This is a genomic window from Pseudoxanthomonas mexicana, assembly GCF_046736355.1.
Lineage (GTDB): Bacteria > Pseudomonadota > Gammaproteobacteria > Xanthomonadales > Xanthomonadaceae > Pseudoxanthomonas_A > Pseudoxanthomonas_A mexicana_B.
The window spans coordinates 3,050,168-3,063,053 of the sequence record NZ_CP157201.1 but is presented as its reverse complement, the minus strand read 5'-3'; the positions used below and the strand labels follow the sequence as shown (position 1 = coordinate 3,063,053).

The 12,886-nt window shown below is 70.5% G+C and carries 7 protein-coding genes and 1 riboswitch; of the genes, 3 read left to right on the top strand and 4 right to left on the bottom strand.

All coding sequences use genetic code 11. The features are described from left to right. Window positions 1-27: 27 nt before the first annotated feature. Complete coding sequence (gene ahcY, locus AAG688_RS14155) at window positions 28-1,470, bottom strand: adenosylhomocysteinase (protein ID WP_411832877.1); 1,443 nt, start codon at window positions 1,468-1,470, stop codon at window positions 28-30. A gap of 33 nt (window positions 1,471-1,503) precedes the next feature. Then, window positions 1,504-1,600: riboswitch (S-adenosyl-L-homocysteine riboswitch) on the bottom strand. Window positions 1,601-1,704: 104 nt separating this feature from the next. Between ahcY and AAG688_RS14150 the strand changes: the two genes are divergently transcribed. Both AAG688_RS14150 and ppc read left to right on the top strand, forming a co-directional pair. Then, window positions 1,705-4,203 carry a prolyl oligopeptidase family serine peptidase gene (locus AAG688_RS14150; RefSeq protein ID WP_411832876.1) on the top strand — a complete coding sequence of 833 codons (2,499 nt, stop codon included), beginning with the start codon at window positions 1,705-1,707 and terminating at the stop codon, window positions 4,201-4,203. A gap of 146 nt (window positions 4,204-4,349) precedes the next feature. Then, window positions 4,350-7,076 carry a phosphoenolpyruvate carboxylase gene (ppc, locus tag AAG688_RS14145; RefSeq protein WP_411832875.1) on the top strand — a complete coding sequence of 909 codons (2,727 nt, stop codon included), beginning with the start codon at window positions 4,350-4,352 and terminating at the stop codon, window positions 7,074-7,076. Between the two features lie 199 nt (window positions 7,077-7,275). Here ppc and AAG688_RS14140 read toward each other — a convergent pair whose 3' ends face one another. Further along, the gene (locus tag AAG688_RS14140; protein WP_411832874.1) at window positions 7,276-9,168 is read right to left on the bottom strand and encodes an ATP-binding cassette domain-containing protein; all 1,893 of its coding nucleotides are present in this window, start codon (window positions 9,166-9,168) and stop codon (window positions 7,276-7,278) included. A 117-nt stretch (window positions 9,169-9,285) separates the two neighbouring features. Further along, entirely contained in the window at window positions 9,286-10,506 is a 1,221-nt protein-coding gene (gene metK / locus AAG688_RS14135; RefSeq protein WP_411832873.1) for a methionine adenosyltransferase, read from the bottom strand. A gap of 217 nt (window positions 10,507-10,723) precedes the next feature. Here metK and AAG688_RS14130 point away from each other — a divergent pair, with 217 nt between their 5' ends. Further along, entirely contained in the window at window positions 10,724-11,824 is a 1,101-nt protein-coding gene (locus AAG688_RS14130; RefSeq protein ID WP_411832872.1) for a metal-dependent hydrolase, read from the top strand. A gap of 54 nt (window positions 11,825-11,878) precedes the next feature. Here AAG688_RS14130 and dusB read toward each other — a convergent pair whose 3' ends face one another. After that, entirely contained in the window at window positions 11,879-12,877 is a 999-nt protein-coding gene (gene dusB / locus AAG688_RS14125) for a tRNA dihydrouridine synthase DusB (protein WP_411832871.1), read from the bottom strand. Window positions 12,878-12,886 lie beyond the last annotated feature (9 nt).

Here is a 12,886-nt window from a genome sequence, read left to right as displayed (position 1 = left end):
CGTGCAGGGGTTCCCGTCGCGGTCGCATCAGTAGCGGTAGTGCTCGGGCTTGTACGGGCCTTCCACCGGCACGCCGAGGTAGTCGGCCTGAGCCGGGGTGAGCTTGGTCAGCCTGACGCCGATCTTCTCCAGGTGCAGCCGCGCCACTTCCTCGTCCAGCTGCTTGGGCAGGCGGTAGACGGTCTTCTCGTAGGCGTCCTTGTTGGCCCACAGGTCGATCTGCGCCAGGGTCTGGTTGGAGAAGCTGTTGGACATCACGAACGATGGGTGGCCGGTCGCGCAGCCCAGGTTGACCAGGCGGCCCTCGGCCAGCAGGAAGATGCTGTTGCCGCCGGCGAAGGTGAACTTGTCCACCTGCGGCTTGATGTTGGTGCGGGTTGCGCCGGAGGCGTACAGCGCATCGACCTGGATCTCGTTGTCGAAGTGGCCGATGTTGCAGACGATGGCCTGGTCCTTCATCGCCTTCATGTGCTCGAGGGTGATGATGTCCTTGTTGCCGGTGGTGGTGACGTAGATGTCGCCGGTGCCCAGGGTGTCCTCGACGGTGGCGACCTCGAAGCCCTCCATCGCCGCCTGCAGCGCGCAGATCGGATCGATCTCGGTGACCACGACGCGGGCGCCGTAGGCGCGCAGCGAGTGCGCCGAGCCCTTGCCGACGTCGCCGTAGCCGCACACCACCGCGACCTTGCCGGCCAGCATCACGTCCATCGCGCGCTTCAGGCCGTCGGCCAGCGATTCGCGGCAGCCGTACAGGTTGTCGAACTTGCTCTTGGTGACCGAGTCGTTGACGTTGATCGCCGGCACCAGCAGCGTGCCGGCCTCGGCGAGCTGGTACAGGCGGTGCACGCCGGTGGTGGTCTCCTCGGACACGCCCTTCCAGTCCTTGACCACGCGGCCCCAGTAGCCCGGGCGCTCGGCCGCCACGCGCTTGAGCAGGTTCTTGATCACCTGCTCCTCGTGGTTGCCCGACGGGGTGTTCACCCAGTCGCTGCCGTTCTCTAGCTCGTAGCCCTTGTGGATCAGCAGGGTCACGTCGCCGCCGTCGTCCACCACCAGCTCCGGGCCGGTCAGGGTGCCGTCGGCCAGGGTGAAGGTCAGCGCGTCGAGCGTGCAGTCCCAGTATTCCTCCAGCGTCTCGCCCTTCCAGGCGAACACCGGCGTGCCGGTGGCGGCGATGGCGGCCGCGGCGTGGTCTTGGGTCGAGAAGATGTTGCACGAGGCCCAGCGCACGTCGGCGCCGATGTCCTTCAGCGTCTCGATCAGCACCGCGGTCTGGATGGTCATGTGCAGCGAGCCGGTCACCCGCACGCCCTTCAGCGGCGCGGTGGCGGCATGCTTGCGGCGGATCGACATCAGGCCGGGCATCTCGTGCTCGGCGATGTCGATTTCCTTGCGGCCCCAGTCGGCCAGCGAGATGTCGGCGACCTTGTAGTCGCCTTCGGTGGAGAAGGTCCTGGGCAATGCGTTCATTCGGGTGCTCCGGTCAATGGCGAGAAATCTCGCGTTCGCCGGGCGCCGTTGTCGCTTGAAGATCGCGCCGAGCCTGGCCGGCCGCAGCGCCTGCCGGCGGATACGGATGGTCGCAGCGCCCCTCGGCGAAACGGCGCGCATTATATCCCTGCTTCGCGATGGAGGGATGAATGGGCAGGCCCGCACCGGTGACGCTATCCTGCCGGCTTCGTTCCGAAAGGGGAGTTGTCCGGGATGCGCAAGCACCTGTTGTCGTGGCCGTTGTTGTTCTCGTTGTTGCTGGCGCCGGTCGCCTGGAGCCGGACCCCGGCGCCGCCGCCCGCGCCGGCCGCTGCTGCCGATGCCGGCTACCGGTTGCCGCCACCGGAGCTGCAGGCGCTGGTCGATGCGCCGCGCCCGCCGCAGATCTCGCTCAGCCCGCGCCGGGACCTGATCGTGCTGACCCAGACGCCGGTGCTGCCGGGCATCGACATCGTCGCCCAGCCCGAGCTCAAGCTGGCCGGCCTGCGCATCCACCCGCGCACCCGCTCGCAGAGCCGTTTCTCGTTCGGCACCGGCCTGTCGCTGATGGACGTCGCCAGTGGCAAGGAGCACGCCATCGCCGGTCTGCCCGAGCCGCTGGCGGTCGCCGGCGGGCGCTGGTCGCCGGATCAGCGCCACTATGCCTTCAACCACATCGACACCCGCAGCGGGCGCAACGAGCTGTGGATCATGGACGTGGCCACGCGGCAGGCGCGCCTGCTGCTGGAGCGCCAGCTCAACACGGTCGCCGGCAGCGGTTTCGGCTGGATGCCCGACAGCCGCCAGCTGCTGGTGCAGTTGCAGCCCGAGGACGCGGCGAACCCGCCCGCGCCGAACCTGGTGCCGTCCGGGCCGAACATCCAGCAGACCGCTGCCAGCGGCGTGGTCAGGCAGTTGCGCACCTACCAGGATCTGCTGCGCAACGAGGACGATGCGCGCTTGTTCGAGCACTACCTGAAATCGCAGCCCGCGCTGGTCGATCTGGCCGGCAACGTCACCGCGCTGGGAACGCCGGTGCTGTCGCTGGGGCTGGATGCCTCGCCCGACGGCCGCTACATCCTGCTCCAGCGCATCGAGCGCCCGTTCTCGTACCTGGTGCCGATGGGCAGCTTCCCGCGCCGCATCGAGGTGATCGACACGCAGGGCAGGCTGGTGCACGAGGTGGCGAAGATCCCGCTGATCGAGGGCCTGCCCACCGGCAACGACGCGGTGCGCACCGGCGTGCGCGCGATCGAGTGGCGCAGCGATGCACCGGCCACGCTGGTCTGGGCCGAGGCGCAGGACGGCGGCGATCCGGCGCGCGAGGCGGCGATCCGCGACGCGGTGTTCATGCAGGCCGCGCCGTTCGAGCGGCCGCCGGTGACGCTGGCGCAGCTGGGCATGCGCTACGGCGGCATCTACTGGGGCCGCGGCGATCTGGCGCTGCTGACCGAGTACTGGTGGAAGACCCGGCAGGTGCGCGAATGGCGCATCGCGCCCGACGACCTGGCGCGCGCGCCGCAGAAGATCCGCGAGGGTTCCTTCGAGGATCGCTACGCCGATCCGGGCTCGCCGGTCACCCGGCTCGACGAGCGCGGGCAGTCGCGGCTGCTGATCGCCGGCGAGGACAGCGTGTTCCGCGTCGGCGCCGGCGCCTCGCCGGAGGGCGATCGCCCCTTCCTCGACAAGGTGAGCCTGTCCGACGGCAAGCGCGAGCGGCTGTTCCATTCGCAGGCGCCGTACTACGAATCGCCCTCGATGCTCGACACCGAGGGCCGACGCCTGCTGGTGTCGCGCGAGTCGCCCGACGAACCGCGCAACTTCCATGTGCGCGAAGGCGACGGCGAGCTGCGCGCGCTGACCCGCTTCCCGCACCCGACCCCGCAGCTCAAGGGCGTCAGCAAGGAGCAGATCCGCTACAAGCGCAGCGACGGCGTCGAGCTGACCGCCACGCTGCTGCTGCCGCCGGGCTATGACGCCAAGCGCGACGGCCCGCTGCCGCTGCTGATGTGGGCCTACCCGGGCGAGTTCAAGTCGGCCGACGCCGCCAGCCAGGTCACCGATTCGCCGTACCGCTTCAATTCGGTCGGCTACTGGGGACCGGAGGCGTTCCTGGCGCGCGGCTACGCCGTGCTCAACGATCCGTCGATGCCGATCGTCGGCGAGGGCGATGCCGAGCCCAACGACACCTACGTGACCCAACTGGTCGCCAGCGCGCAGGCGGCGGTGGACGAGGTGGTGCGCCGCGGCGTGGCCGATCGCGATCGCATCGCCGTCGGCGGGCATTCCTACGGCGCGTTCATGACCGCCAACCTGCTCGCGCACACGCGCCTGTTCAAGGCCGGCATCGCGCGCAGCGGCGCCTACAACCGCACGCTGACGCCGTTCGGCTTCCAGGCCGAGGAGCGCAACTACTGGCAGGCCGCCGACACCTACCGGCAGATGTCGCCGTTCGACCACGCCGATCGCATCAAGGACGCGCTGCTGCTGATCCACGGCGAGGAGGACAACAACTCCGGCACCTTCCCGGTCCAGAGCGAGCGCATGTTCGCCGCGATCAAGGGCCTGGGCGGCAACGCGCGGCTGGTGATGCTGCCGAAGGAAAGCCACGGCTACCGCGCGCGCGAATCGATCCTGCACATGCTGGCCGAGACCGACGCCTGGCTGCAGCAGCACCTCGGCCCCGGCCGCGCGGCGCCGGCAAAACCGGCGGCGAAATCCGCGGCGAAATAAGGCCAATCGCAGACCACGGCAGCCGCTGCGGCGCTGTCGTGGCCTGTCTCCGCGACATCCGCCATCGCCTCGATGGCGCAGTGCAACAATACGCGCCGCGGTTCGGTTAGGCTTGGGATTCCCGCCTTCCGGACCGTTGCGCGCCGATGAACCAGTACCGCAGCACCCTCGAATTCGCCGCGCCTGATCTGCCGCTGCGCGACGACGTGCGCCGGCTCGGCGCGCTGGTCGGCGACATGCTGGCCGAGCAGGTTTCGCCGGAGTTCCTCGACGAGGTCGAGAAGGTGCGCATGGCCGCGATCGCGCGCCGGCAGAACGACGAACCGCTGCACACGCTGGCCTCGCTGCTCGACGGCCTGGCGCCGGCGCGCGCTGAGGCGCTGATCCGCGCCTTCAGCACCTACTTCCAGGTGGTCAACATCGCCGAGCGCGTGCACCGCATCCGCCGCCGCCGCGACTACCAGCGCGCCGGCAGCGGCAAGCCGCAGCCGGAAGGGCTGGAGGACACGCTGCGCAGGCTCGAGGCGCAGGGCGTGACCCTCGACGAACTGGCCGCGTGGCTGCCGCGGGTGGACATCGAGCCGGTGTTCACCGCGCATCCGACCGAGGCGGTGCGGCGCGCGCTGCTGGAGAAGGAGCAACTGATGGTCGCCAGCCTGATCAGCGACCTGGACGGCCAGCGCACGCCGGGCGAACGCGCCTCGGACATCGCGCGCTTCCGCATGGCGCTGACCTCGACCTGGCAGACCGCCGACTCCTCGCCGGTGCGCCCCGGCGTGGAGGACGAGCGCGAGCACGTCGGCTTCTACCTCATCGAAGTGCTGTACCGGGTGATGCCGGTGCTGTACGAGACGCTGGAAAGCGCGATCACCGCCACTTGGGGCGACGCGCCGCAGGTCACCTCGCACCTGCCGCGGCTGCTGCGCTTCGGCACCTGGGTCGGCGGCGACATGGACGGCAATCCCAACGTCGACGCCGCCACCGTCGCCGCCACGCTCGCCGCGCAGCGCGACGCGATCCTGGCGCGCTACCTGAAGGAACTGCGGCAGCTCACCACGCTGCTGAGCCAGACCGTGCCGATGGTCGGCGTCTCGCCGCAGGTGCTGGCGCGGGTGGAGGAATACCGCGCGCTGCTGCCGCGTGCCGCCGCGCAGTCGCGGCCGCGCCACGGCGACATGCCGTACCGCCTGCTCAACGACCTGATGCGCGCGCGCCTGCACGCCACGCTGGAGAACCGGCCGGAAGGCTACGCCGGGCCGGAGGAATTCGCCCACGACGTCGACCTGATCCTGCACAGCCTGGCGGCGAACCGCGGCGTGCATGCCGGTTGGTTCGCGGTGCGCCGGCTGGCCTGGCGCGTGCGCAGCTTCGGCTTCCACCTGGCGCGGTTGGACGTGCGCCAAGAGTCGGGCGTGCACGCGCGCGCGCTGGCCGAGGCGCTGGGCGACGCGCGCTGGGAAACGCGCGAGGCGGCCGAGCGCGCCGCGCTGCTGGCGCCCTACGCCTCCGGCGAACGCGCGTTGCCGGAGGCCGCGGACGAGGGCAACCGGCGCCTCGACGCGGTGTTCGCCGCCTTGGCCGATGCGCTCCGCCGCCACGGCGCCGATGCGCTCGGCGCCTACATCGTCAGCATGGCGCACGACCGCGCCGACGTGCTGACCGTACTGGCGCTGGCGCGCCGCGGCGGGCTGGTGGACGGGGACGGCCAGGTGCCGCTGGACATCGCGCCGCTGTTCGAGACCATCGACGACCTGCGCCACGGCCCGGACACGCTGCGCGACCTGGCCACCGATCCGGTCTACCGCCGCCACCTTGCCGCGCGCGGCGGCGTGCAGATGGTGATGCTGGGCTATTCGGACAGCGGCAAGGACGGCGGCATCGCCGCCTCGCGCTGGGGCCTGCAACGCGGCCAGTTCGAGCTGATGCAGGCCGCGCAGGAGCTGGGCATCAAGCTGACCTTCTTCCACGGCCGCGGCGGATCGATCATCCGCGGCGGCACCAAGACCACGCGCGCGATCGACGCCGCGCCGCGCGGCAGCGTCGACGGCCGCCTGCGGGTGACCGAGCAGGGCGAGGTGATCCACCGCAAGTACGGCATCCGCGCGCTGGCGCTGCGATCGCTGGAGCAGACCACCGGCGCGGTGCTGCTGTCGAGCCTGCGCCCGCGCCCGCCGGAACCGCGCGAACCGCAGTGGCGCGAGGTGATGGAGCAGGTGGCCGGCGACAGCACGCGCGCCTATCGCGCCTTCGTCGAGGCCGAGGGCTTCATGGACTACTTCCGCCAGGCCACGCCGATCGACGTGATCGAGCGGATGACGCTGGGCTCGCGGCCGTCGCGCCTGCTGGGCCAGGACGCGGCGCTGTCCAACCTGCGCGCGATCCCGTGGGTGTTCGCCTGGAGCCAGGCGCGCGCGGTCATCCCCGGCTGGTACGGCGTCGGCAGCGGCCTGCAGGCGGCGGTGGACGCCGGCCACGCGGCGGCGCTGCACGAGATGGCGCGCGACTGGCCGTTCTTCAGGACCTTCCTCGACGACGTGGCGATGGTGCTGTCCAAGGGCGACCTCAACATCGCCGAGATGTTCTCGCGCCTGGCCGGGCCGCTGCACGAGGCGTTCTTCCCGCGCATCCAGCGCGAGCTGGCGCTGACCCGGCACTGGCTGCTGGCGCTGAACGACCAGCAATCGCTGCTCCAGCACGACCCGCGGCTGTCGCTGTCGATCCGCCTGCGCAACCCCTACGTCGATCCGATCAGCGTGATCCAGGTGGACCTGCTGCGGCGCTGGCGCGAGTCCGGCCGCGAGGACGAGGCGCTGTTGCGCGCACTGGTGGCCAGCATCAACGGCGTCTCGCAGGGCGTGCAGAACACCGGTTGAGGCCACTCCCTTCTACCGTCGTCCCCGCGCAGGCGGGGACCCGGCGACTTCAAGCCTTCAAGGGCAAAGACACTGGATCCCCCCCTGCGCGGGGATGACGGTATTTGCCCATTGCCCCGCCACTGTGGGAGCGACGTCAGTCGCGACGGGGCCTTGCCGATGACCCGTCGCGACTGACGTCGCTCCCACGGCGGGTCCTTCAGCCGTCGAGCTCGGCCCAGCGCGCATAGGCGGCGTCGAGCGTCGCCTGCGCGGCGGCCAGCGCCTCGTTGGCGGCGACGATGGCCGCGCCGTCCTGCTGGTAGAAGCCGGGATCGTTCATCGCCTGCGTGCGCGCGGCGACCTCGGCCTCCAGCGACTCGATGCGCGCGGGCAACTGCTCCAGTTCGCGCGCGTCCTTGTAGCTGAGCTTGCGCTTCGGTTCGCCGCCGCCGGCCGTCGTCGCGGCAGGCGCAGGGGCGGCTGCGGAGACGGCGACGGATTTGGAAGCCGGTTCCGGCTCGGTCGCGAACAGCGCCGCCGGGCGCTGCCGCACCCAGTCGCTGTAGCCGCCGACGTAGTCGGCCAGCCGGCCGCCGCCTTCCAGCACCAGCGTGCTGGTCACCACGTTGTCGAGGAACTCGCGGTCGTGGCTGACCAGCAGCAGCGTGCCCTTGTAGTCGGCCAGCAGTTCCTCCAGCAGTTCCAGCGTCTCCACGTCGAGATCGTTGGTCGGTTCGTCCATCACCAGCAGGTTGGACGGCTGCGCGAACAGCTTGGCCAGCAGCAGGCGGTTGCGCTCGCCGCCGGACAGGCGGGTGATCGGCGCGCGCGCGCGCTCGGGCGAGAACAGGAAATCCTGCAGGTAGCCGACGATGTGCTTGCGGGTGCCGTTGATCTCGACGAAGTCGCTGCCTTCGCCGACGTTCTCCAGCGCGCTCAGCGATTCGTCCAGCCGGCTGCGGTGCTGGTCGAAGTAGGCGATCTGCAGGCCGGTGCCCAGCGTCACCTCGCCCTTTTGCGGCTGCATCTCGCCGAGCAGGATCTTCAGCAGCGTCGACTTGCCGGCGCCGTTGGGACCGATGATGCCGACCCGGTCGCCGCGCATGAGGGTGGTCGATACGTCATCCAGCAGCACGCGGCCATCGTAGGCCTGGGTCACGCCGCGGGCCTCGATGACCTTCCTGCCGGAGTTCTGCGCGCTGGCCGCCTCCATCTTCACGTTGCCGGAAAGTTCACGCCGCTGCGCGCGCTCGCGGCGCATCGCCTTCAGCGCGGTGACGCGGCCCTCGTTGCGGGTGCGGCGGGCCTTGATGCCCTGGCGGATCCACACTTCCTCCTGCGCCAGCAGCTTGTCGAAGCGCGCGTTCTCCTGCGCCTCGGCGTGCAGGCGCTCCTCGCGCCGGCGCAGGTAGTTGTCGTAGTCGCCGGGCCAACTGGTGACCCGGCCGCGATCGATCTCGACGATGCGGGTGGCCAGCGCCTTGAGGAAGCTGCGGTCGTGGGTGACGAACACGATGCTGCCGTCGAACTGCTTGAGGAATCCTTCCAGCCAGGCGATCGCGTCGATGTCCAGGTGGTTGGTCGGCTCGTCCAGCAGCAGGATGTCGGGCTTGCGCACCAGCGCCTGCGCCAGCAGCACGCGCCGCTTCATGCCGCCGGACAGCGCGGCGAAATCGGCGTCCTCGGGCAGTTCCAGCCGGCTCAGCACCTGCTGCACGCGGCGATCCAGATCCCAGCCGTGCCGAGCCTCGATCTGCGCCTGCGCCGCGCCCATCGCCTCCATGTCGCCGTCGTGCAGCGCGTGGTGGTAGCGCGCCAGCAGCGCGCCCAGGTCGCCCAGGCCCCGCGCGACCACGTCGAACACGCTGCCATGCGTGTCCTGCGGCACTTCCTGCGCCATCCGCGCGACCACCACGCCGTCCTGCACGCGCAGTTCGCCGTCGTCGGGCTTCAGCTCGCCGGCCAGCAGCCGCATCAGGGTGGACTTGCCCGCGCCGTTGCGGCCGACGATGCAGATGCGTTCGCCGGATTCGATGGAGAGATCGACGCGCTCGAGGAGCAGCGGCCCGCCGACGCTGAAGTCGACGCGCTGGAGTTGGAGGAGGGACATGCGCGCATTGTACCGGGGCGGCTGGCCTGGCCGCCGTGCGCGGGCGCGGCGGGCCGGAAAACAGGACGGGCCGCTCGCGCGGCCCGTCGTGCTTGCGATGCGGCGGTCGCCGGTCGCTTACTTCAGCCTGGCATCCGCGCGCAGCGCCTCGGCCTTGTCGGTCTTCTCCCACGAGAAGGCGGTGGCGGTCTGCTTCTTGCCGGCGCCGTCGGTGTAGGTGACCTGCTGCGGCTTGCGGCCGAAGTGGCCGTAGGCGGCGGTGGCCTGGTACACCGGGTGGATCAGGTCGAGCATCTTGACGATGCCGTAGGGGCGCAGATCGAAGTGCTTGCGGATCAGCCTCTCGATCACGTCGTCGCCGACCTTGCCGGTGCCGAAGGTGGTGACCGAGATCGAGGTCGGCTCGGCCACGCCGATGGCGTAGGACACCTGCACCTCGCAACGGTCGGCCAGGCCGGCGGCGACGATGTTCTTGGCCACGTAGCGGGCGGCGTAGGCGGCCGAGCGGTCGACCTTGGACGGATCCTTGCCCGAGAACGCGCCGCCGCCGTGGCGGGCCATGCCGCCGTAGCTGTCGACGATGATCTTGCGGCCGGTCAGGCCGCAGTCGCCGACCGGGCCGCCGATCACGAAGATGCCGGTCGGGTTGATGTGCACCTTCTTCTTCGGCAGCGATTCCAGCCACTTCTTCGGCAGCACCGGCTTGAGGATGTGCTCGTACACGCCCTCGACCAGGTCCTTCTGCTTGATGCCCGGGTCGTGCTGGGTGGACAGCACGACCGCGTCCAGGCCGACCACCTTGTGATCGTTGTCATAGCGCAGGGTGACCTGCGACTTGGCGTCCGGGCGCAGCCACGGCAGCGGCGAGTTCTTCTTCTTGCGCACCCTGGCCTGCTGCTCGACCAGGCGGTGGCTGTAGTAGATCGGCGCCGGCATGAATTCCGGGGCCTCGTTGCAGGCGTAGCCGAACATCAGGCCCTGGTCGCCCGCGCCCTGTTCCTCCGGCTTCTTGCGGTCCACGCCGGCGGCGATGTCCGGCGACTGCTTGCCGAGCATGTTGATGATCGCGCAGGTATGGCCGTCGAAGCCGACGTCGGAGTTGTCGTAGCCGATGCTGTTGATCACCGAGCGCGCCAGCGCCTCGATGTCCACCCACGCGGTGGTGGTGACCTCGCCGGCGACGATGGCCGCGCCGGTCTTCACCAGCGTCTCGCAGGCCACGCGGGCGCGCTTGTCCTGGGCCAGGATGGCGTCGAGCACCGCGTCGGAGATCTGGTCGGCAATCTTGTCCGGATGGCCTTCGGAGACCGACTCGGAGGTGAACAGATAGCTGGACATCAGGCTTATATCCCTGCATTCGGATGAAAAGATGGGCGCGCATGATACACGTGCGGGCCGGTCGGCGCATTCTGGGCCATTCAGGATGTGCCGGATGTTAAGCCATCGACGGCGGCGGCCGCGCGGCGACGCCTGCCAGCCCTGGGCACGCCGGCCGGAGCGGCTTGCCGTGAACCGGGGCGAGGCACGGCGGCACGGGACGCTCTAACATCGGCACATGGATTCGATCACCCAGATACTGCTCGGCGGCGCGGTCGCCGCCGCGATCGCGCCGGCCGCCCACCGCCGTGCCGCGCTGCTGGCCGGCGCCGCGCTCGGCACCCTGCCTGACCTCGACTCGCTGCCGCTGGCGCTGCTGGCCGACGATCCGGTCGCGCTGATGACGATGCACCGCGGCGCCAGCCATTCGCTGTTCGTGCTGCCGCTGGTGGCCGCGCTGATCTGGTGGCTGTTCCTGCGCTACGGCAGGGGCAGGGTGGCCGAATCGCCACGACACTGGTTCTGGGCGATGCAACTGGCGCTGATCACCCATCCGCTGCTCGATGCCTTCACCGTCTACGGCACCCAGCTGTGGTGGCCGCTGGCGCCGCCCCCGGCGATGTGGTCCAGCGTCTTCATCATCGATCCGATGTACACGGTCTGGCTGCTGCTGGCCTGGGCGGTGGCGTGGATCCGCCCGCACAACCGACTTGCGCAGCGCGCGCTGGCCGCCGGGCTGGCGCTCAGCAGCGTCTACCTGGGCTGGTCGCTGCTGGCCAAGCACCTGGTCGATCGCGAGGCCGACCGCGCGCTGGCGGCGATGGGGCTGGCCGACGCGCCGCGCTTCTCGGTGCCGATGCCGCTGAACACCTTGCTGTGGCGGGTGGTGGCGATGACGCCGTCGGGCTACGTCGAGGCCGAGCGCTCGCTGATCGCCGATCGCGGTCCGATGGTCTTCCACGGCTATCCCTCCCAAGTGCAGGCGCTGGCCGAGGCGCGCGCGGCCGGCATCCCGGTGGTGCGCCGGCTGGACTGGTTCAACCGCGGCTTCATGCGCGCGCAGGTGCAGGGCGACAGGCTGGTGCTGTCGGACCTGCGGATGGGGCTGGAGCCGGACTACAACTTCCGCTTCGAGGTCGCGCGGCGGCAGGACGGCCGCTGGCAGGCCATCGTGCCGGTGCAGCAGGACTGGGCGCTGCCCGGCGCGGGCGACGAAGGCGCCGGCGAACTGCTCGGCGCGATGTGGCAGCGCATCTGGCACAGCTCGGGGCGGCCGTTCCGGCATGCGGTCGGCGGGGCTGCGGAAACCGGGCGCGATGGCGGTACCGGCCAGCGCTGAATCAGTACAAGGGCAGGTGGAACGCCGCGCCCGCAGTGTTCCGCCTGGGGCTTCTCAGGCCGCCGCCGGCAGGTCCGGCGTAACCCCGGCGATCAGCGCGTCGAAGTAGTCGCGGGTCAGCCGCAGCTGCTGTTCCGGCGACTCGGCGCGCACCACCGCCGCGCGGAACGCGCCGCTCTCGGGGTGATCCCTGGCATACCAGCCCAGGTGCTTGCGGGCGATGCGCACGCCCTGCGGCTGGCCGTAGAACGCGTGCAGCGCCTGCAGGTGATCGAGCAGGGTGTCGCGGACGAAATCCAGCGGCGGTTCCGGCAATTCCTCGCCGGTGGCCAGGTAGTGCGCGATCCGGCCGAGCAGCCACGGCCGTCCCTGCGCGGCGCGGCCGATCATCACCGCGTCGCAGCCGGTATGCGCCAGCACCTGCGCGGCCTTGCGCGGGGAGTCGATGTCGCCGTTGGCGATCACCGGGATCGAAAGGCCGGCCTTGATCGCGGCGAGGGTGTCGTACTCGGCGCTGCCGGTGTAATGCTGGTCGCGGGTGCGTCCGTGCACGGCCAGCGCCTGGATGCCGCAGTCCTGGGCGATGCGCGCGATGGCCGGGCCGTTGCGGTGCTCGCGATCCCAGCCGGTGCGAATCTTCAGCGTCACCGGCACCGGCACCGCCGCGACCACCGCTTCGAGGATGCGCGCCACCAGCGCCGGCTCGCGCATCAGCGCCGAGCCGGCCCAGGCGTTGCAGACCTTCTTGGCCGGGCAGCCCATGTTGATGTCGACGATCTGCGCGCCGTGATCGACGTTGTAGCGCGCCGCCTCGGCCAGCATGCGCGGGTCGGTGCCGGCGATCTGCACGCTGATCGGATCCGGCTCGCCGGCATGGTCCATCCGCCGCAGTGACTTGGACGTGTTCCAGAAGCGCGGGTCGCTGATGGTCATCTCCGACACCGCCAGCCCCGCGCCCAGCCGCTTGCACAGCTGCCGGAACGGCTTGTCGGTGACCCCGGCCATCGGGGCCAGGATCACGTTGGGGGCGATGTGGTGGGGACCGATGCGCATGGCGGGGAT

What these genes read in the sequence shown, in the direction of transcription:
- ahcY (WP_411832877.1), bottom strand. Translation starts at nt 1,470, where the DNA reads ATGAACGCATTGCCCAGGACCTTCTCCACCGAAGGCGACTACAAGGTC.
- AAG688_RS14150 (WP_411832876.1), top strand. Translation starts at nt 1,705, where the DNA reads ATGCGCAAGCACCTGTTGTCGTGGCCGTTGTTGTTCTCGTTGTTGCTG.
- ppc (WP_411832875.1), top strand. Translation starts at nt 4,350, where the DNA reads ATGAACCAGTACCGCAGCACCCTCGAATTCGCCGCGCCTGATCTGCCG.
- AAG688_RS14140 (WP_411832874.1), bottom strand. Translation starts at nt 9,168, where the DNA reads ATGTCCCTCCTCCAACTCCAGCGCGTCGACTTCAGCGTCGGCGGGCCG.
- metK (WP_411832873.1), bottom strand. Translation starts at nt 10,506, where the DNA reads ATGTCCAGCTATCTGTTCACCTCCGAGTCGGTCTCCGAAGGCCATCCG.
- AAG688_RS14130 (WP_411832872.1), top strand. Translation starts at nt 10,724, where the DNA reads ATGGATTCGATCACCCAGATACTGCTCGGCGGCGCGGTCGCCGCCGCG.
- dusB (WP_411832871.1), bottom strand. Translation starts at nt 12,877, where the DNA reads ATGCGCATCGGTCCCCACCACATCGCCCCCAACGTGATCCTGGCCCCG.